Raw genomic sequence first — 19,571 nt, 5'->3', positions numbered from 1 at the left:
AGTCACCTATTGGGCAGATTGCCCTGGGTACTTTTGCAAAAACAATTTTATGGAAGTATTGGAGAGCAACAGGTTGGAATTGGTACAGGAGTACATAACTAAGGCAATGGATTATCCGAGATACCTTGAATTGGTTCGTCAACTGGCGATAATGGGTAAGTCCACGGGTTCAAACCAATCTGAAGCTATGGTCAATTATACCAAGCTTGGTGACCGCCGAATGGTGCGTTGGGAAAAAACGTTTAAAATCAACGATGAGGTACAACAAAAGTTGGATTCCTTGGACAGTGAGCTCGTGTTCTTGGTGCTCACCGAAAGTTGGTGTGGGGATGCGGCGGCAAGTTTGCCCATCATGAACAAAATTGCAGAAGCAAGCCCGAACATAACCCTAAAAGTTGTTCTGCGGGATGAAAGTCTCGATTTGATGGATGCTTTCCTTACCAATGGTGCCCGTTCCATTCCCAAATTAATTGTTTTGGACAAAGCTGATGATGAAATTATCGGCGAGTGGGGCCCAAGATCAAGTATTGCCACTCAAATGGTGGAAGATTGTAAAAGGGAACACGGTAAATTGACCGATGAGTTCAAACAAGAACTTCAAGTTTGGTACAATAAAAACAAAGGGCAAAATATTCTGGAGGATATCCTAAAATTACTTGCTCTGGAATAGATAGGTGATCGTTCCAATTTGCGATGCCTTGGAATCTGGGCTAAAACGTGCCTTTAAAGCATAGGCGATTGCATTGTCCACCAAACAACCGTTGTCAGTTCCCGAACTTTTGTCGTTAAAGCTTGCTTCGGTCACATAACCATTATCGTCCACGGAAATATTGACAACAACCTTACCACCTTCTATACAAGTGTAGATGGGAGGTGGCAAATAATAAGCATTTCTATCCACCAAGGAATAGGAAATGCTAGTGCGCCTGTCTTTTAAATAGTCGGTAAACTCTTCTTTTTGGGCATCGCGTTCGCCCAGTTTTTCCTTTTTCTCATCACGTTGGGCCCGTAATTGCTTCAATTGTTCTTCAAAAGCGGAGTTGTCAGCATATTCACCTGTTTCACTGCTCATGGCCCTTTCTTCCATGAGCTCTTCCAAAGTTTTTAAAGGTTCGGGATTTCCAACACTCGGTTTGGCTGTTTGATTCACGGCCATGTGGCTCTTAATAGGGTCGTTGGCAGCCTCCATTTCTTCCAGTCGTTCCTCTTCCTCTTCTAGAAGTTTTTCAATATCTTCATCGGCCAGGCTCATTTCAATGACGTACTCATCCTCTTGTATGCCCCCTAAGTGAATATTGAACAACAATAACATCACTATGGACATAGAGAAGAAAGTGATCAAAAGTGATAACTGGCTCTTATTTAAGTTCATGGTTTTACTATAACCGCTTTTTTGTAAAAATATTTTATACCAACCATTTAGGTTCAAGCATTTACTTCAAGCTTTTCCTTGAAAACATTGGGGCTTGTGGCATTATTTACGTTGAAATCCCCTATTTTGGTTCTTCGGAGCTCGGATAAATAGGCTCCAGTGCCCAAAGCTTTCCCAAAATCGTGCGCCAAGGAACGGATGTAGGTCCCTTTACTGCACACGACCCGAAAACCCACTTTGGGGAGTTCGATCCGGGTAATCTCAAATTCCAGGATTTCTATTTTTCTTGATTTTATTTCGACTTGTTTGCCTTCACGGGCAAGTTCGTACAACCGCTTCCCATCTTTTTTTAAGGCTGAAAAAATAGGAGGTACTTGATCAATTTCACCCAAGAATTTCGTTGTGGCTTCTTTGATGGAGGCATCCGTGATATGTTCAGTTGGAAAGGTTTCGTTCACTTCGGTCTCCAAATCGTAGGAAGGTGTAGTGGCGCCTAGTGTGAAGGTGCCCGTGTATTCTTTTACTTGTCCTTGAAGTTCTGGGATTTTTTTAGTGAATTTTCCCGTACAGATAATCAACAGACCTGTGGCCAAGGGGTCCAATGTACCTGCATGGCCGATTTTTATCTTTCTAAGGTCAAATTTTTTACGAATGGCCCATTTAAGTGCGTTCACCGCTTGGAACGAAGTCCATTCCAGCGGTTTGTCAATTAACAGAATTTGACCGTTTAAAAAATCTTCTTTGGTATTCAAAAACTTGGGGTTTGGGGCAAATATACTGATCTATCCCCAAATGCTCCACGCAAGGGCGATGAGGCCCACGATTGCACAGTAAATGGCAAAATAGGTAAGCTTGCTTTGGCGTACCAGTTTGATCATCCAGGTACAGGCAGCGAGTCCAGCGATAAAGGCAGCAGCAAATCCTGCGCCCATGGCCACAGCCTGGTCCCCTTGAAAAGAAATCTCCCCACCCATCAAATCTTTGGCCACTTTGCCCAAGATAAGCGGAACCACCATCAAAAAGGAGAAACGGGCCGACTTTGTCTTGTCGACCCCTAAAAGTACCGCAGCAGAAATGGTTGCCCCACTTCGGGAAATACCGGGCAATATGGCAACAGCCTGAGCCATTCCAATGGCAAAAGCACTGCGAAACGATACGTTTTTATCGGTGGTCTTGGCCAAATCTGCCAAATACAGCAAAAATGCTGTGATGACCAACATAATTCCAACAATCACAATGGCACCATCAAAAAACACTTCTATAAAGTCATTCAAAAAAAGACCCACCAAAGCGGCAGGAATCATGGAGATGATGATTTTTAAAGAAAATTGGGTTTCCTCGTTCCATTTAAACTGAAATAAGCCTTTCAGAATGTCATAAACATCTTTTCGGAATACCACCAAGGTACTTAACGCGGTCGCGAAATGGAGCACTACCGTGAACAATAAACTCTCTTCGGGAACGGCCTGCGCTCCCAAAATTGCTTTTCCCAATTCTAAGTGACCGCTGGAGGAAACAGGTAAAAATTCGGTCAATCCCTGAATGATTCCAAGGATTATGGCGTCAATCAATTCCAATTATTCCTTCTTTTTCTTGTGAGGATTCAACAATATGGCGTAAACCTGAATGCCAAGACCGATAAGAATCAAGGTCGGCGCAAGACGGATTCTTCTAAAATTGTATATCTCGGGGTTGAATACTTCAGGGTCGTCGCTTCCGCCGCCGCTCATCAAAATAAACCCGAGGGCAATAAAGGCAATACCTATAAATAGAAAGAGGTAGTTTTTCTTTTGGAAAACAAACTCCTTGGCAGGTTTTTTACCGTTGTTGTTTTTCTTGCTCATGCTGCAAAGTTAATAATAAAGATCATCCGTTCTCAGGTTTAAAAAGCGTTGTGTCGCAAAATGGGTACTGGCCCACGAAATAATGACACCCAAACCAAATACACTAACGAATAAAATGATGAGAACAATATAATCTTGCAAAAGATTCAATTCGGGGAAATTTTTATCGATATAGTACACTAAAACGCCAAGTCCTATCAAGGCCACTACTGCTCCGACCATGCCTAGTTTTATGTTCGTCCAAATAAAGGGCCTTCGGATAAAAGTTTTGGTGGCACCCACCATCTGCATGGTCTTAATGATAAACCTTTTGGAGTAAATGGACAGACGTATGGAACTGTTGATCAGCAAAACGGCGATTACCGTAAAAATGGCACTGGCCACCAATATCCACAAACTGATTTTCCGGGCATTGTTGTTGAGTAACGAAATCAGGGGTTTATCATAGCTTACTTCGTCCACGTATGCCTTGGCCGCCAGTTCTTCCGCAATATCATCAATTTGTTGGGAAGAGACAAAATCGGCCTTCAAATTCACATCAATGGAATTTTTTAGGGGGTTGTAGCCCAAAAACTCTTCAAAATTTTCACCAATATCCTCACTGTATTGTTCTGCTGCATCTTCTTTGGAAATATATTCGGCCGACTTGGTGTACTCCGCTAGGGCCAAGCTTTTCTGCAACTGATCTATTTCCACTGGTTTTGCACTGTCCTTTAAAAATACTGAAATGGTGATCTGCTCCTTAAAGTGATCTGCCAATTTTTTGGTATTGAGCACCAAAAGGCCCAAAACGCCTAAAAGAAACAGTACCAAGGCAATGCTCAAAGCCACGGAAAAGTAGGAGGAAATCAGTTTTCGACGCTGATATCGTTCAATATATTGGCTCATATAGTAGAATCAGTACGTAAAAATAGAAAAGTAAATTGTATTTAGGGGATTAAACCTATTTTTGCACACGAAATTGAACAAGATTAACAATGAATTACGATTTCCGCGAGATTGAGGCCAAATGGCAGAAGTATTGGGCAGAAAATGAAACTTTTAAGGCATCCAACGATTCCGATAAACCTAAATTTTATGCATTGTCGATGTTTCCTTACCCATCTGGGGCAGGCTTGCACGTAGGGCATCCGCTGGGTTATATTGCCACGGACATCTATTCGCGTTACAAAAGACATAAAGGATTCAATGTATTGCATCCCATGGGCTACGATTCCTTCGGATTGCCTGCGGAGCAATATGCGATCCAAACGGGGCAGCATCCGGCCATTACCACGGAAAACAACATCAACAGGTACCGCGAGCAATTGGACCAGCTTGGTTTTTCTTTTGATTGGAGCCGCGAAGTACGTACCTCTAACCCGCAATATTACAAATGGACACAATGGATCTTTATCCAATTGTTCAATGCGTGGTACAACAATAATTCCAATAAAGCGGAAAATATTTCCAGTTTGGTTTCCATTTTTGAAAAAGAAGGAAATACCAATGTAGAAGCTACTTGTGATGATGATACCCCAAGTTTTAGTGCTGATGATTGGAATGGTTACTCCGATAAGGAAAAGCAAGAAATTCTTTTAAAATATAGGTTGACCTATTTAGCGGATACCGAAGTAAATTGGTGTCCCGCTTTAGGGACTGTTTTGGCCAATGATGAAATCGTGAACGGTGTTTCCGAGCGTGGAGGTCATCCCGTGGTCCGTAAAAAAATGACGCAATGGAGTATGCGCATTACCGCATATGCACAGCGTTTGTTGGACGGATTGGACAAAATTGATTGGCCACAGCCACTAAAAGATTCCCAAACCAACTGGATTGGACGTTCTGTTGGTGCATCGGTTACTTTTAATGTGAAGGGCGTAGATGATACCATTGAAGTCTTCACTACCCGACCTGATACCATTTTCGGGGTAAGTTTTATGACCTTGGCACCAGAGCACGAATTGGTGGCAAAAATCACAACTCCAGAGCAAAAAGCAGAAGTAGAAGCTTACGTGGAAGCTACGGCAAAACGTTCTGAGCGTGACCGTATGGCCGATGTGAAAACCATTTCTGGTGTATTTACTGGAGCTTATGCAGAGCATCCGTTCACTAAAGAACCCATTCCCATTTGGATCGGGGACTATGTTTTGGCCAGTTACGGAACGGGAGCCGTAATGGCGGTGCCCTGTGGTGACCAACGCGATTACGATTTTGCAAAACATTACAATATAGCTATCCCCAATATTTTTGAAGGAGTGGATATTTCCGAAGAGGCATTTGCAGATAAGGAAACCACGGTAATTGCCAATTCCGATTTTCTGAACGGTCTACCTTATAAAGATGCGATGAAGAAAATCATTGACGAATTGGAAAAAATCGGGCACGGTGAAGGCAAGGTGAATTACCGTTTACGCGATGCCGTATTTAGTCGTCAGCGGTACTGGGGTGAACCCTTTCCAGTGTATTATGTTGATGGTATGCCGCAAATGATCGATTTGGAGCATTTGCCATTAGAACTGCCCGAAGTGGAGAAATACCTTCCTACGGAAACGGGCGAGCCACCATTGGGCAACGCCACTACTTGGGCTTGGGACCGCCTCAAGGCGGAAGTAGTTAGCAATGAGCTCATCGATAATGAAAATGTATTTCCTTTGGAGTTGAACACGATGCCCGGTTGGGCGGGAAGTTCCCAATACTTTAATAGGTATATGGACCCACGCAATGATGACACTATTTTCTCTCCTGAAGCCATCAACTACTGGCAAGATGTAGACCTTTATATAGGAGGCAGCGAGCACGCTACGGGCCACTTGTTGTATTCCCGATTTTGGCAAAAGTTTATGTTCGATATGGGGTATGTGCCCAAAGATGAATTTGCTCAAAAGTTGATCAATCAAGGGATGATTACCGGGACGAGTGCTTTTGTATATCGAGAACTGGATTCCAATAAAGTGTATTCAAAAGGTCTAATAAAGGATAAGAATGTTGTTCCTATCCATGCGGATGTTTCTTTGGTAAATGCATCGGATGAGTTGGATGTCGAAGCTTTTAAAGAATGGCAGCCAGAATATAAGGATGCAGAATTCATTCTTGAAGATGGAGAATACATTGTTGGCCGTGAAGTCGAAAAAATGTCCAAATCCAAATACAATGTCGTTAACCCTGATGCCATTTGTGAGGAGTACGGGGCAGATTCCCTTCGTTTGTACGAAATGTTCCTCGGACCACTGGAGCAATCCAAGCCTTGGAACACGGCAGGGATTACCGGTGTACATTCTTTCCTGAAGAAACTTTGGAAGTTGTATACAACCATTGAGGATAAGGAGCCGACTGCCGATAATTTGAAGACTTTGCACAAGACCATTAAAAAGGTAGAGGAGGACATCGAGAACTTCTCGTTCAATACTTCTGTTTCCACTTTTATGATTTGTGTGAATGAGTTGACATCACAAAAATGTATAAGCAAAGCTATTTTGGAACCCTTGGCGATCTTGGTTTCACCTTATGCCCCTCACATTGCCGAAGAGCTTTGGAGTCGTTTGGGTCATTCAGAGTCCATTGCCGAAGCACCATTCCCAAAGTTTGAGGAAAAGTACTTGGTGGAAAGCAGTAAGGAATATCCGATATCTTTTAATGGTAAAATGCGCTTTAAATTGGAATTACCTTTGGATATGAGCAAGGATGATATTGAAGCCGCTGTTCTGGCCCACGAAAAAACACAGGCCCAATTGGAGGGGAGAACACCCAAAAAGGTCATTGTAGTGCCTGGAAAGATCGTGAATATTGTAGGATAGTCTCAAAACAGGATTATAAACCGAATTATTTATGAATTTTATAGAAACAGCCCTAAAAAGCATGCCAAACGGCATGCTTTTTTGTTTTTACACAGAGTAACCCCCAAAAACATAGGGGTATGTATTTAAAAAAGCATTAAAAAAAATTTAAACCCTGTTTAAATAGGGGTATAAATATTAAAAAAAAATATTTTGACCATACACCCCTGTTTTTTATCGAGTTTTTGTGTTTTAATCTAATTTTTTTGCTCAACTTTGACCCCAGAAACCAAAAAACACAACATTATGACTGTTGGTATACCTAAAGAAATCAAAAACAACGAGAGCCGGGTGGGCATGACTCCAGCCGGGGTATTTGAATTGGTAAAGAACAACCACACCGTATATGTGCAATCCGGCGCAGGTGAGGGAAGTGGATTTTTTAATCAGGATTACCAACAGGCCGGGGCTACTATTTTGGATACGATTGGTCAGGTGTATGCCATGAGCGATATGATCGTAAAGGTTAAGGAGCCCATAGCAGAGGAATATAATTTGATACAGGAAGGGCAAATTGTCTTTACGTACTTCCATTTTGCCTCCAGTGAAGCTTTGACGAACGCCATGATCAAAAGCAAGGCGATTTGTATCGCCTATGAAACCGTGGAGGATGAAGATGGTACACTTCCCTTGTTAACACCAATGTCCGAAGTGGCTGGTAGAATGGCGATTCAACAAGGTGCTAAATACTTGGAGAAACCTGTGAAGGGAAAAGGAGTGCTTTTGGGCGGGGTTCCGGGAGTGTCACCAGGTAGGGTTTTGGTACTTGGCGCTGGCACCGTGGGTATTCAGGCTGCTAAAATGGCAGCAGGGCTGGGTGCCCAAGTAACCATTTTGGATGTAAACATGAAACGGCTCAGATATGTGAACGACATTATGCCAAGCCATGTGGTGACAGGTTTTTCGAATGAGTTCAATATCAGAAAGCATATAAAAACAAATGATTTGATTATTGGTGGTGTCCTGCTTAAAGGAGCAAAAGCACCTAACTTGATCACTCGGGACATGCTCAAGGACATGCATCCGGGAACTGTTATAGTCGATGTGGCGGTGGATCAAGGAGGATGCGTGGAAACCACCAAGCCAACAACCCATGAGGACCCCATTTACATTATTGATGACGTGGTCCATTACTGTGTAGCCAATATGCCAGGGGCAGTGCCTTATACTTCTACTGTTGCCTTGACGAATGTAACACTGCCCTATGTGCTAAAATTGGCCAACATGGGATGGCGTAGCGCCTGCAAATTGGATAGATCCCTGGAAAAGGGATTGAACGTGGTTGAAGGTGAAATAGTTTACAAAGAAATCGCTGAAACCTTTAAGCTAGATCCAGTACTGGTCTAAAAACACTAACATTTTGACAGTAAAGGGACCCTGCCATAATTTGGCGGGGTTTTTGCTTTTATGTGGTATATTTATATTAAAGAGATAATGCTATGATGACATATTATATATTAATCGGTGGAATTGCCCTGATCAGCTGGATGGTGAGCAACCGATTGAAGAGTAAATTCAAAAAATATTCAAAGGTCCATTTAAGAAATGGTATGAGCGGTGCAGAAATTGCCCAGAAAATGCTTGATGACCATGGAATTAGGGATGTTAAGGTAATTTCGACCCCTGGGATGCTAACGGACCATTATAACCCTAAAAATAAAACCGTAAACCTTAGTGAAGGGGTCTACAACCAACGAAATGCCTCGGCAGCTGCGGTGGCAGCCCACGAATGCGGACATGCGGTACAACACGCGCAGGCTTATGAATGGTTGACCATGCGTTCTAAATTGGTTCCTGTGGTAAGTGTTACCTCTGGAATGTCCACCTGGGTAGTATTCGGTGGTATCATGCTTATGGCGGCCACCGGAGCGGTAGGTGGTATTGGTTTTTACATCGCTGTGGCTGGATTGATCATGATGGGCTTTGCTACCTTGTTCAGTTTTATTACCCTGCCCGTGGAATACGATGCCAGTAAGAGAGCGTTGGTTTGGTTAAAACAAAAGAACATGGTAACCCAACAAGAATATGCCGGTGCGGAAGATGCACTGAAATGGGCCGCAAGAACCTATTTGGTGGCAGCCTTGGGTGCATTGGCCTCCCTATTGTATTGGGCGGTTCAAGTTTTTGGAGGTAGAGACTAAGATTTTTTTGACACGATATAAAAAGGGGCCATTTGGCCCCTTTTCTTATTTATGTCATGTACCGAACTTATTCAATCCAATTGGCAACTTGGTTGTCTATCATTTGAAGGCCAACCCCTTCGGTACCCGTTACTTCGATCATATCCAGAATATCCCTTATGGTGTTTTCTTCCTCAACCTGCTCCATAACAAACCAGTCCAAGAAACGTTCGGTTGCGATATCACCCGATTCCCTGGCTTTTTTCACAATATTGTGAATGGATTTTGTCACTTTTACCTCGTGTTCCAAAGTGGATTCAAAAATATCGGTGATAGAGGAGTAATCGTGGTTGATATCCGTTACTTCTGGTGAAATCGGGTTACCCCCGGTATCCACCAAAAAATTAAAAATCTTCATCATGTGCTCGCGCTCCTCTTCTGCTTGTTTAAAGAAAAACTTGGCACTGGTAAAAAACCCGTTTTGTTCGCACCAAGAGGCCATCGCCAAATAAGTGGCAGAGGCATGGGCTTCCATTTTTATCTGTCCGTTGAGCAAATCCATGGATTCCACTTTAATGCTCATACTTTGTCTTGCAATATCTTTCATGGTATATATCTAGTGTGATTGTACTATAAAGTTACAGAATTTAATCTGTTTAACATGTAAGACCTTCTAATTTAGAAATCAACTAAGACTGGATTAAAGTAAGGTTGCTTACTGGCCAAGTACTTTGGATTTAGAGGAAAGGCCTATCACCATAAAACCATTTTCAATAAGGTTTTTAAGGTCCAGTATCTCCAGTGTATTCAGGATAAAGAGATGTTCTTTGTTACAGAGCATCAAAACCTCGAACCCATGGCTGTTCAAATCACTATCAAAATGGTCTTCAATATTGATGTCCATTATTTTATGTCGTAGCGAAAGTAATTGGCACAAGGACATACGTACTGTTTTCTGACCAAAATCAAGATAAAAACAACGCTCGTTATTGGCCTGGTACAATGTGTAATATGTGGATTGGAATATTACATTCATAAGGTCAAATGTAATATTTATTTAGATTCAATACAAATATCAAATCTGTATTTGACGATCAATTTGTTGGTTTAAGGAAATAAATGTTTCGGTACGGGAAACCCCTTCAATTTGCTGTATTTTTTTGTTCAGGACTTGCATCAAATGCTCGTTGTCCCTACAAAGTACTTTTATGAGGATGGACCAATTTCCTGTGGTGTAATGGCACTCCAACACCTCTGGAATACGCTCAAGCTGTTTTACCGCCCTTGGGTTGGCCATTGCCTTATCCAGATAAATACCAATGTAAGCCATAGTGGAATAGCCCAAAACCTTTGGGTTGATAACAAATTTGGACCCGGCAATAAGACCGGAACTTTCCAGTTTACGTAGCCTTTGATGGATGGCCGCCCCGGAAATCCCGATATTTCTAGCAATTTCAAGAATTGGTTTACGGGCATCTTCCATAAGATATCTTAGGATTTTCTTGTCAATCCCATCAATCTTGACTGAATTGTTATCGTTTTTCACAACTTGGATTTAGATTTGAAGCTAAAGATATTGAAAATACAACAGAAACTAACCTGCAACGGAATCGGGATTATAGCCTAAATAAGGCTTTTCATATTCCTTAAATTGAATACCATTGTTTTTTAACTCATCCAGAATTGGTTTGTAAACTTCTTTATTGATCGGAATTTGAACCCCTGGGGTGGTTATTTTCCCGTTGAGAATTTGCAATGTGGCCATGGCTACGGGTAACCCTACCGTTTTGGACATGGCCGTGTAGGTCCTGTTTTCTCCGATAACCACCATATTGGCATCAATTTGTTTTTTCTCACCGTTCAGTTCGTAGCCAAACTTGTGGTACATCACGATCATATCTTTCTCATCTTCTTTCAATGTCCAGCTATCCTCTAAAATATATTGCAGCATTTGGGCAGGGGATGCATTTTTCAGTGGAATTTTCTTGGTAGCATCAAAAATGTTCAGATCAAGTAGTTTTCCCCACATAATATCGTCCTGATCTATCTTTAGGTAATGTCTCATTTTTAATTCCACCGAATCCGTTGGTGAATAGGGAAGAAACAGGTTCACGAATTCACGATAAGACATACCTTCCGAATTTTCGATGGCGTAACTGTCGTCCGTCATGCCCAGAATTACGAACATTTGCCAAGCTTTGGAAAAACCAACTCTTCGCATGGTACCTCTGTAAAGGGTCAGTGCATCCTGCAAACCGTATGCCTCTCGGTATTTTAACGAATCTCGATTGGCATATACTTCAAAAGAGCCGTAATCCTCTATCTCTAAAAATTCTGTTCTTCTAAAAAGTTTTTGATAAGGAATATACTTATAGGTTCCTTCTTGTATAAATTTTGCTGCTCCACCTTGACCTGCCAAGACTACATTTCTTGGGTTCCATGTGAATTTGTAGTGCCAAAGATTGGTATCACTTTCCGGAGCTACCAAGCCACCCGTAAAGGATTCGAACAAAAGTATTTTACCCCCTTCATCCCTGATCCTATCTATAACCTCCATGGCACTCATATGATCAATGCCGGGATCTAGGCCTATCTCGTTCATAAAAACAAGGCCTTTTTCTTTAACCGTGGCATCGAGTTCCCTTAATTCATCACTGACATAAGAAGCAGTGATAAAGTGTTTTTCAAATTCGATACAATCGCGGGCAACATTAATATGCAAACGTGCAGGCAGCATGGATACCACTATGGATGCTTCCGAAACAGCCTTTTTTCTTTCCTCTTCATTAAAGATGTCCAATTCGAAGACGGTACAATTGGGATGCTTGGCAAAATCATCCGGGATGTTCTCGGGATGAAGATCCCCGATTTTTATGTGTATGTTTTCTTCGTCTGATTTTTTTAGGAAATAATCTAAAAGGTATGAGGTTGATTTACCTGCTCCTACAACTAAAATAGTACGGACCATGTGTTTTGTTTACTTTTGAATTGAACGATCACTAAGGTATTAAAATGTTATATTTTTAAAAAAATAGCTCAATAAAGTTATGAACAGAACAATCTTGTTAGTCGGAATAATAATGGGTATGTTGGCGATCGTACTAGGTGCTTTTGGTGCCCATGGACTGGAAAAATTGGTGGATGCCAAAGCGGTCGCTACTTTTGAAACAGGTGTCCGTTACCAGATGTACCATGCGTTGTTTCTTCTTTTTTTAGGAATATGGAATGGAGTCAACCCCAAGGCGAAGAGAACCGTTTTTATTTTGGTGCTTTTAGCGGTTATATTGTTTTCATGCTCTATTTACGTATTGGCTTTGAATACGTTAACTGATTTCGATTTTAAAATCATCGGATTTTTAACACCAATAGGAGGTGTTTTGATGATCGCTGCCTGGATTTGTTTGGGATATCACATTTTAACCCAAAAAGCGACCAATTAAGCAGGTTTTAAAAGGACAAAAACTGAATATTTTCTAGTTTTGTACCAACATAAAAACTAAACCATGAAGGATTCTGCTTCAGTTACGAAAACGATTTCGTTAAACGCTTACGGAATTGACCACGACAACATCCATTATCAACTATCCCCGGAAGAACTTCAGGACATCACCATTGAAAAAGGTATGGGCAAAGAGGCCTCTTCTGGCGCTTTGGCCGTCAATACTGGCGAGTTCACCGGAAGGTCCCCCAAAGACCGGTTTATCGTAAAGGACGATATTACAAAAGATAAGGTCTGGTGGGGCAATATCAATATCCCTTTCGATAGCGACAAGTTCGATGCACTTTATAATAAGGTCATTGCCTATCTGAACGAAAAGGAGCTTTATGTGAGGGACTCGTATGCTTGTGCCGATCCGAACTACAAATTGAATATTCGGGTAATCAACGAATATCCATGGTCCAATATGTTCGCTTACAATATGTTCCTTCGCCCTACCGAGGCGGAGTTGGATGACTTTGATCCAGAGTGGACCGTGGTGAATGCCCCTGGTTTTATGGCAGATCCTAAGGTGGATGGTACCCGACAGCATAACTTTGCCATTCTTAACTTTAGCAAAAAGATTGCCCTTATAGGTGGGACCGGATATACGGGCGAGATTAAAAAAGGAATATTCTCCGCACTTAATTTTATTTTACCTGTTTATAAAAATACCTTGCCCATGCATTGCTCTGCCAATGTTGGGGAATCAGGAGATACTGCCATATTTTTTGGATTGTCAGGAACAGGGAAGACTACGCTTTCCACCGACCCCAATAGGAAACTTATCGGTGATGATGAACACGGATGGACCCCCGATAATACCGTTTTCAATTTTGAAGGAGGATGTTATGCCAAGGTAATAGACCTATCGGAAGAAAAGGAACCGGAAATATATGGAGCCATTAAAAAAGGGGCAATTTTAGAGAATGTGATAATGGATGAAAATGGGGTTGTGGATTTCACCGACACTTCCATTACACAGAATACCAGGGTAAGTTATCCGATTCATCATATAGAGAATATACAGCAGCCATCCATAGGTAAGAACGTAAAGAACATTTTTTTCCTTACCGCCGATGCCTTTGGGGTATTGCCTCCCATATCCAAATTAACACCGGCCCAGGCAGCTTATCATTTTATATCGGGCTATACCGCTAAGGTGGCGGGGACAGAAGCTGGTGTTGTAGAGCCACAACCGTCATTTTCGGCCTGTTTTGGGGCTCCGTTTATGCCGCTTCACCCTACAAAATATGCCGAGATGCTGAGCCGTAAGATGAAGGAATCCGGTGTGGATGTTTGGTTGGTGAACACTGGATGGACCGGAGGGCCCTACGGAGTGGGTACCCGTATGAAGTTAAAATACACTCGTGCTATGATCAGTGCCGCGCTTAGTGGGGAATTAGGTTTGTACAATTACGAGAAGTACCATATCCATTCGGTATTCGGCGTGGCCCAACCAAGGGAATGTCCGGGTGTTCCCACAAAAGTACTCAGTCCTAGGGCAACATGGAACAACGACGATGCCTATTACAAAACAGCCTTTAAGCTTACTAACGCTTTTAGGGAAAACTTTAAAAAGTTTGAGTCGTACGCCAGCGAGGAGATTCGAAGGGGAGGACCACAACGGTATGCTTTCTAAAAAAAAGCCCCGTCAGTCGACGGGGCTTTTTTTTTGAATACCAGTTCGCTTTTATTTGTTAACGCTGGTAATGTATTTTTGCAATGCCATGGTCATGGATGGAGTTTCGGGCGTTGGAGCCTGAATATCTATTCTTAGACCTGCATTGGTCGCTGCTTTAACGGTACTATTGCCAAAAACAGCAATTCTGGTATTGTTCTGTTCAAAATCGGGGAAGTTCTTCATAAGGGATTCAATACCGGAAGGGCTAAAGAATACCAAAATATCATAATACACATTCCGTAGGTCGGAAAGGTCACTGATCACCGTTTTGTAAAAGATGCCACGAGTCCAATTTACTCCAACTTCATCCAATAATTGAGGAACTACTGGTTTCAATGAATCAGAGGATGGCAGTAGGAATTTCTCATCCTTGTACTTTTTGATCAGGGGAGTCAACTCGTTAAAAGTCCTTTTACCAACGTAAATTTTTCTTTTTCTGTATACCACATATTTCTGCAGATAGTAGGCTACGGCCTCCGACTGACAAAAATATTTCATGGAATCCGGAACTTTGAAACGCATTTCTTCAGCAATTCTAAAGAAATGGTCTACAGCATTTCTACTGGTCAGGATGATTGCTGTGAAGTTGTTCAAGTCGATTTTTTGCTGCCTAACATCTTTGGCCTCTACCCCTTCTACATGGATGAAAGGGATAAAATCAACTTTAACCTTTTCTTTTTCAATCAGTCTTGAGTAGGGTGAGTTTTCGACTTTGGGTTCTGGTTGGGAAACCAAAATTGTTTTTACTTTCATAAGTTATCAACCTTTTAAATAGCTTCCAATTAACACCAAGGGCGCAATTTCGAGTGTGCAAAGGTACAAAATAAAATACATAAAATACGGGAACAGTGCTTTTTGATGGTTCTTCAGCAGCTTTGCAACACCAATGCCATTTATGATGAAAACAAGGATTATAGCTACATATATTGTTGTTTTAGAACTTGTTGTAATGTAAATCAATAAAATGTTGGCAATTGAAATAATTATACTGCTATAATTGAGATAAGAAATTTTACTGAAAATAAATCCACCAATGAGGCTTGTGTTGTCAAAAACAAAGCCTGTGAACATCTGAAGCAAGAATTTTACCAGCTCGAACAATGCCAAAAAACCCAAAACAATGAAATAGCTGAGGACTGATTCGTCATTTGGAATTATTTCAAAGACCTGAATAACCAAGAAAATGAAAAGAGATAGATTGATCAGTTGAAAAAGTGTTAACAGGAGGTGGAACCAATGGGAAAACTGCCCTTTTTTATTATGGAGCAAAATGTATTTATCATTAAAGGGAAGAATGATAAAGTTCAAAAATTTCTTGTGGTAAAGATATTTTCCCAGCGCTAAAACAACCAAGCCCAGGAACAACGTAATCGTCATCCAATCCAAGGAAGTGATTGTTTTTTCAATAGGGTTCATTACTCGATTTTAATTGGTTTTCCGTTTAATCCCGGAGGTAAATTATTTTCAGAAATCCCTATTCTAAAATACGACGGATTTTCCATTGTGGATAGTGGCAGTTCAAAATTGTAGCTTATGGTGTCTTTTGACTTTAACAAAGATTGTTGAGGTGCAGTATTCTCAACCTTTAACGAAAGCATTTGTTTAACCTGCTTGTGCTCGTTGGAATACGAAATGGTGTATTTCAATTGCTCTAAGGGTACATCGAACGGATATGGATTGTACACTTTTAATGAATGCTTAATGCCCGTTTCCGGTTTTTCCACAATGCACTCCAATTTGCGGTAAGATTGAAAATCATCGATATAAATGCCATGGAACACAGTACTGTCCAAATGCATATAGGAGATGTCACCACTTTTCCTGTATTGGGAAACGTACAAAACCTTTTCGCCGCGTACCCGCTCTTCCGAACCATCAATGGAATATTGGTTTTTACGGTACATGAAGTTGTTCAGGGAGATGGCAGGGACCCCTGAGTAAAACTCATACATGGAAGAACGTCTATAGGAATTCTCAAAAATAACAGGGATGCCGCCAGACTTTGATTTAAGCTCTTCCGTCCATTCCTTGTTGCCATGGGTTTCAAAGAACATGGGGAACAAGGGTTGATAGATCATCCATGCCCTAGCGTACATTAAAAGTACCAAGCTTACTATACCAATACGATATATCCATTTTCTACTGGATGCATTTTGTAAAAGGTGATTGAATGCGATTATGGCCAATGGAATGGAAATAGCAATGGTCCATTGTGCTTGGACCCTGCGGTTAAAGCTGGAGATAAAAAAGAAGATTAATATTCCATAAACCAAATAGATCAAGGCTTTTGAAAATTTATCGGTTGCTTTGAATTTAAAAAAGGCACTATAAACCCAGTAAAACAAAAGACCGATGATCACAATATTGTTCAAGAAAAAACCAAGTGTAAACTCATCAAACTTGTAAGCTTGGTTCGGGCGCTCGTACAAATGGAACGTAATGGATACAAAATCGTTTTGGTAGAGCCATACAAAATGAGGCATATAGCAAATCACGGCCAAAATTACCGCCAACCATGCCTTCTTATTAAAAATGAGCCTGTAGTTGGATAGGAAAACGAACAGGATTACCAGTACTGCGTGGTACTTGCTGTACATTAAAGCAGCCATAACCAGTCCAAGGCCAACCGTAGTGGTTATACCTTCATCCTTTAAAAAGCATTTGTACAGCCATAGGAACAATGCCGTGAAAAACAACAAAGCGGTATCGGGAAGGGTTAAAAACCCATAAGCATTCATTAAGGTGAACGAGAATACCAACAAGAAAAAATGGACGACATAGTCTTTTTTCTTTGGATTGTCGATCAACAACCACAGTAAAACATAAGTTCCGGCCGAGAGAAGGGTACTCATCAACCTTACGCCCAGTTCGCCATTAAAAAGAAGACTGCTCAACTTGATCAAAAATGCCACCATTGGTGGATGGTCAAAATATCCCCAGGCCATATCTTGGGCATAGTACCAGTAATAAGCTTCATCATAAATAAGCTCTGTAAAGGAAGCCTGTAAAAGGTTGAGTGCAAAAAGAACCGCTAAGAGAATAAAGAAAAGCCTAGGAAACTTTTGAGACATCAAAAAGTGATTTTAGATGGGCAAAGTTACAAATATTGGACTAGTACCAAATCAGCTTATTAACCGGAACTTGTGAAGGCAAACAAGAAAACCGTATTTTTGCCATTCTAATCTAGTGCGAATGGCAGACGGCTTGGTCATTATACCCACATTCAATGAAATCGAAAACATCGAGGCCATTGTTAAGGCTGTTTTTGATTTAAAAAAGGATTTTCATGTTCTGGTGGTGGATGATAACTCTCCGGATGGAACCGCGGATTGTGTAAGAACACTTCAAAAGGAGTTTCCGGAGCGACTTTTTTTGGAGGTCCGTAAAGAAAAATCTGGCTTGGGAACCGCCTACATCCATGGTTTTAAATGGGCTTTAAAAAATGGCTATGACTATATTTTTGAAATGGACGCTGATTTTTCGCACCGGCCAGCGGATCTTTCAAGACTACATAGAGCTTGCCTAAATGGTGCCGATGTGGCCGTTGGTTCACGTTACAAAAAGGGTGTGAACGTCGTCAACTGGCCTTTGGCCAGAATCCTACTTTCTTATGGGGCTTCGTTCTATGTAAAGTTGATTACTGGAATGAAAGTCCATGACCCCACAGCAGGTTTTGTCTGCTACAAAAGAAAAGTGCTGGAGACCATTGATTTGGACAATGTGCGTTTTATTGGTTATGCCTTCCAGATAGAAATGAAATACAGGGCCTATCTCAAAAAGTTTAAGATAGAAGAGGTTTCGATTATTTTTACAGATAGGGTGCACGGAAAATCGAAAATGAACTCGGCTATTATCAGGGAGGCCATTTTTGGGGTGATAGCCATGAAGTTTAGAAGTATATTTTTTAAAAAGAACTTTTAGTTATGTCAAAAATTCTGTTGAAGAATGCCAAAATCGTGAACGAGAACAGCATTTTTGAATCCGATGTATTGTTGGAAGGAGACTTTATTTCCCGAATCGATCCGGACATATCCGATGCAAATGCCACCGTCATTGATTTGGAAGGAGACCTGTTATTGCCCGGAATTATAGATGACCAAGTACATTTTAGAGAGCCGGGACTTACCCATAAAGGAACCATTGCCACTGAAAGCAGGGCCGCTTTGGCAGGAGGAATCACCACCTTTATGGAGCAACCAAACACCAACCCACAAACAACTACAATAAAGAAATTGGAGGATAAATTTGCTATAGCGGCAAAAGATTCCTTTGCCAATTACTCCTTTCTTTTTGGAGGCACCAACGATAATTTGGAAGAACTAAAACGACTCGACAAAAATGCGTGTTCCGGGGTTAAATTGTTTTTGGGTTCCTCCACGGGAAATATGTTGGTCGATGATGAAAAAGTATTGGAACAGATCTTCAGCAATACCGATATGGTCATTTCCGCGCATTGTGAAGATGAAGGGACCATAAGAGCCAATTTGAACAAGTACAAAGAAATGTACGGAGATGACATACCCATAGAGCTTCACCCTGTTATTAGAAGTGCCGAAGCTTGCTACCTTTCTTCCTCAAAGGCCATTGCACTCGCAAAAAAGACAGGAGCTAGACTGCACGTTTTTCATTTGTCCACAGGAATCGAAACCGATTTGTTCACCAATGAAATTCCTTTGGAGGAAAAAAAGATTACCGCAGAGGTCTGTATTCACCATTTATGGTTTTCCGATGAGGATTATGCGAAAAAAGGAACCTTGATCAAATGGAATCCTGCTGTAAAATCAAAAGAAGACAGAGAAAAACTTTGGGAAGCGCTTTTGGATGATCGCATTGATGTTGTTGCCACAGACCATGCGCCACATACCCTTGAGGAGAAAAACAATCCTTATACCAAGGCAGCTTCGGGGGGTCCGTTGGTACAGCACGCACTATTGGCAATGCTTCAAAAAGAAAAGGATGGTGCTATCAGCTTAGAAAAGATGGTCGAAAAAATGTGCCATAATCCAGCAAAGCTTTTCGACATTGACCGACGAGGGTTTATTCGCGAAGGCTATTATGCGGACTTGGTTCAGGTAAACCGAAATTCTAAAAACGAGGTTAAAAAAGCCAATATTTTCTATAAATGTGGATGGTCCCCCTTTGAAGGTGTTACCTTTGACTCAGAGGTGAAACGAACTTTCGTGAATGGACTGTTGGCTTTTGAAAACGGTACATTTAGTAAGGAGAAAAATGCAAAACGACTCACCTTTAATCGATAA

20 protein-coding genes are annotated in these 19,571 nt (G+C 41.3%); 8 read left to right on the top strand and 12 right to left on the bottom strand.

All coding sequences use genetic code 11. The annotated features are described in order from the left end of the window. Positions 1–49: 49 nt before the first annotated feature. Positions 50–670 (top strand): thioredoxin family protein, encoded by a 621-nt coding sequence (locus J0X13_RS08665; protein WP_242535683.1) that lies wholly within the window; start codon positions 50–52, stop codon positions 668–670. Here the strand turns inward: J0X13_RS08665 and J0X13_RS08660 are convergent. The 5 genes from J0X13_RS08660 to J0X13_RS08640 are packed head-to-tail and all read right to left on the bottom strand — an operon-like array spanning position 653 to position 4,104. Further along, complete coding sequence (locus J0X13_RS08660; RefSeq protein ID WP_207071055.1) at positions 653–1,372, bottom strand: energy transducer TonB; 720 nt, start codon at positions 1,370–1,372, stop codon at positions 653–655. The two genes, J0X13_RS08665 and J0X13_RS08660, sit on opposite strands and share 18 nt — an antisense overlap. A gap of 53 nt (positions 1,373–1,425) precedes the next feature. Then, positions 1,426–2,124 carry a tRNA pseudouridine(55) synthase TruB gene (truB, locus tag J0X13_RS08655; protein ID WP_207071054.1) on the bottom strand — a complete coding sequence of 233 codons (699 nt, stop codon included), beginning with the start codon at positions 2,122–2,124 and terminating at the stop codon, positions 1,426–1,428. Positions 2,125–2,154: 30 nt separating this feature from the next. After that, on the bottom strand, positions 2,155–2,949 hold the full coding sequence (locus J0X13_RS08650) for an undecaprenyl-diphosphate phosphatase (protein WP_207071053.1): 795 nt from the start codon (positions 2,947–2,949) through the stop codon (positions 2,155–2,157). Beyond that, positions 2,950–3,216, bottom strand: coding sequence for a DUF3098 domain-containing protein (locus J0X13_RS08645; RefSeq protein WP_207071052.1), 267 nt, complete (start codon positions 3,214–3,216; stop codon positions 2,950–2,952). Positions 3,217–3,225: 9 nt separating this feature from the next. After that, on the bottom strand, positions 3,226–4,104 hold the full coding sequence (locus tag J0X13_RS08640; protein WP_207071051.1) for a cell division protein FtsX: 879 nt from the start codon (positions 4,102–4,104) through the stop codon (positions 3,226–3,228). 89 nt (positions 4,105–4,193) lie between these two features. Here J0X13_RS08640 and leuS point away from each other — a divergent pair, with 89 nt between their 5' ends. The 3 genes from leuS to J0X13_RS08625 all read left to right on the top strand — a co-directional run bounded on the left by leuS (position 4,194) and on the right by J0X13_RS08625 (position 9,172). Further along, the gene (leuS, locus tag J0X13_RS08635; protein ID WP_207071050.1) at positions 4,194–6,992 is read left to right on the top strand and encodes a leucine--tRNA ligase; all 2,799 of its coding nucleotides are present in this window, start codon (positions 4,194–4,196) and stop codon (positions 6,990–6,992) included. 285 nt (positions 6,993–7,277) lie between these two features. After that, on the top strand, positions 7,278–8,378 hold the full coding sequence (ald, locus tag J0X13_RS08630; RefSeq protein ID WP_207071049.1) for an alanine dehydrogenase: 1,101 nt from the start codon (positions 7,278–7,280) through the stop codon (positions 8,376–8,378). 92 nt (positions 8,379–8,470) lie between these two features. Continuing rightward, positions 8,471–9,172: a zinc metallopeptidase gene (locus tag J0X13_RS08625; protein ID WP_207071048.1), complete on the top strand. Its 702-nt coding sequence runs from the start codon at positions 8,471–8,473 to the stop codon at positions 9,170–9,172. 67 nt (positions 9,173–9,239) lie between these two features. On the opposite strand, the gene J0X13_RS08620 is transcribed toward J0X13_RS08625, so the two are convergent. The 4 genes from J0X13_RS08620 to J0X13_RS08605 all read right to left on the bottom strand — a co-directional run bounded on the left by J0X13_RS08620 (position 9,240) and on the right by J0X13_RS08605 (position 12,119). Then, entirely contained in the window at positions 9,240–9,758 is a 519-nt protein-coding gene (locus J0X13_RS08620; protein ID WP_207071047.1) for a ferritin, read from the bottom strand. A 108-nt stretch (positions 9,759–9,866) separates the two neighbouring features. Beyond that, a complete protein-coding gene (locus J0X13_RS08615) occupies positions 9,867–10,187 on the bottom strand; it encodes a hypothetical protein (protein ID WP_207071046.1) in 321 nt (106 codons plus the stop codon). A gap of 39 nt (positions 10,188–10,226) precedes the next feature. Continuing rightward, complete coding sequence (locus J0X13_RS08610) at positions 10,227–10,697, bottom strand: Lrp/AsnC ligand binding domain-containing protein (RefSeq protein ID WP_207071045.1); 471 nt, start codon at positions 10,695–10,697, stop codon at positions 10,227–10,229. A 48-nt stretch (positions 10,698–10,745) separates the two neighbouring features. Then, positions 10,746–12,119, bottom strand: a complete 1,374-nt coding sequence (locus J0X13_RS08605) for a saccharopine dehydrogenase family protein (protein ID WP_207071044.1) — start codon at positions 12,117–12,119, stop codon at positions 10,746–10,748. A 79-nt stretch (positions 12,120–12,198) separates the two neighbouring features. Between J0X13_RS08605 and J0X13_RS08600 the strand changes: the two genes are divergently transcribed. Further along, positions 12,199–12,591: a DUF423 domain-containing protein gene (locus tag J0X13_RS08600; protein ID WP_207071043.1), complete on the top strand. Its 393-nt coding sequence runs from the start codon at positions 12,199–12,201 to the stop codon at positions 12,589–12,591. Between the two features lie 63 nt (positions 12,592–12,654). Then, positions 12,655–14,271 carry a phosphoenolpyruvate carboxykinase (ATP) gene (gene pckA / locus J0X13_RS08595; protein WP_207071042.1) on the top strand — a complete coding sequence of 539 codons (1,617 nt, stop codon included), beginning with the start codon at positions 12,655–12,657 and terminating at the stop codon, positions 14,269–14,271. 51 nt (positions 14,272–14,322) lie between these two features. Here pckA and J0X13_RS08590 read toward each other — a convergent pair whose 3' ends face one another. The 3 genes from J0X13_RS08590 to J0X13_RS08580 are packed head-to-tail and all read right to left on the bottom strand — an operon-like array spanning position 14,323 to position 17,384. Next, the gene (locus tag J0X13_RS08590) at positions 14,323–15,066 is read right to left on the bottom strand and encodes a uroporphyrinogen-III synthase (RefSeq protein WP_207030223.1); all 744 of its coding nucleotides are present in this window, start codon (positions 15,064–15,066) and stop codon (positions 14,323–14,325) included. A 6-nt stretch (positions 15,067–15,072) separates the two neighbouring features. After that, positions 15,073–15,729, bottom strand: coding sequence for a DUF4271 domain-containing protein (locus J0X13_RS08585; RefSeq protein ID WP_207071041.1), 657 nt, complete (start codon positions 15,727–15,729; stop codon positions 15,073–15,075). Beyond that, on the bottom strand, positions 15,729–17,384 hold the full coding sequence (locus J0X13_RS08580) for a glycosyltransferase family 39 protein (RefSeq protein ID WP_207071040.1): 1,656 nt from the start codon (positions 17,382–17,384) through the stop codon (positions 15,729–15,731). Before J0X13_RS08580 ends, J0X13_RS08585 begins: the two co-directional genes overlap by 1 nt. Positions 17,385–17,505: 121 nt before the next feature. On the opposite strand from J0X13_RS08580, the gene J0X13_RS08575 reads away from it, so the two are divergent. Together J0X13_RS08575 and J0X13_RS08570 are read left to right on the top strand one after the other, a co-directional pair. Further along, positions 17,506–18,234 carry a polyprenol monophosphomannose synthase gene (locus J0X13_RS08575; RefSeq protein ID WP_207071039.1) on the top strand — a complete coding sequence of 243 codons (729 nt, stop codon included), beginning with the start codon at positions 17,506–17,508 and terminating at the stop codon, positions 18,232–18,234. Positions 18,235–18,236: 2 nt separating this feature from the next. After that, a complete protein-coding gene (locus J0X13_RS08570; protein ID WP_207071038.1) occupies positions 18,237–19,571 on the top strand; it encodes a dihydroorotase in 1,335 nt (444 codons plus the stop codon).

It is taken from the genome of [Muricauda] lutisoli (nom. illeg.) (assembly GCF_017313105.1).
Classification (GTDB): Bacteria; Bacteroidota; Bacteroidia; order Flavobacteriales; family Flavobacteriaceae; genus Flagellimonas; species Flagellimonas lutisoli.
This window is presented reverse-complemented; position numbering and strand designations above follow the sequence as displayed.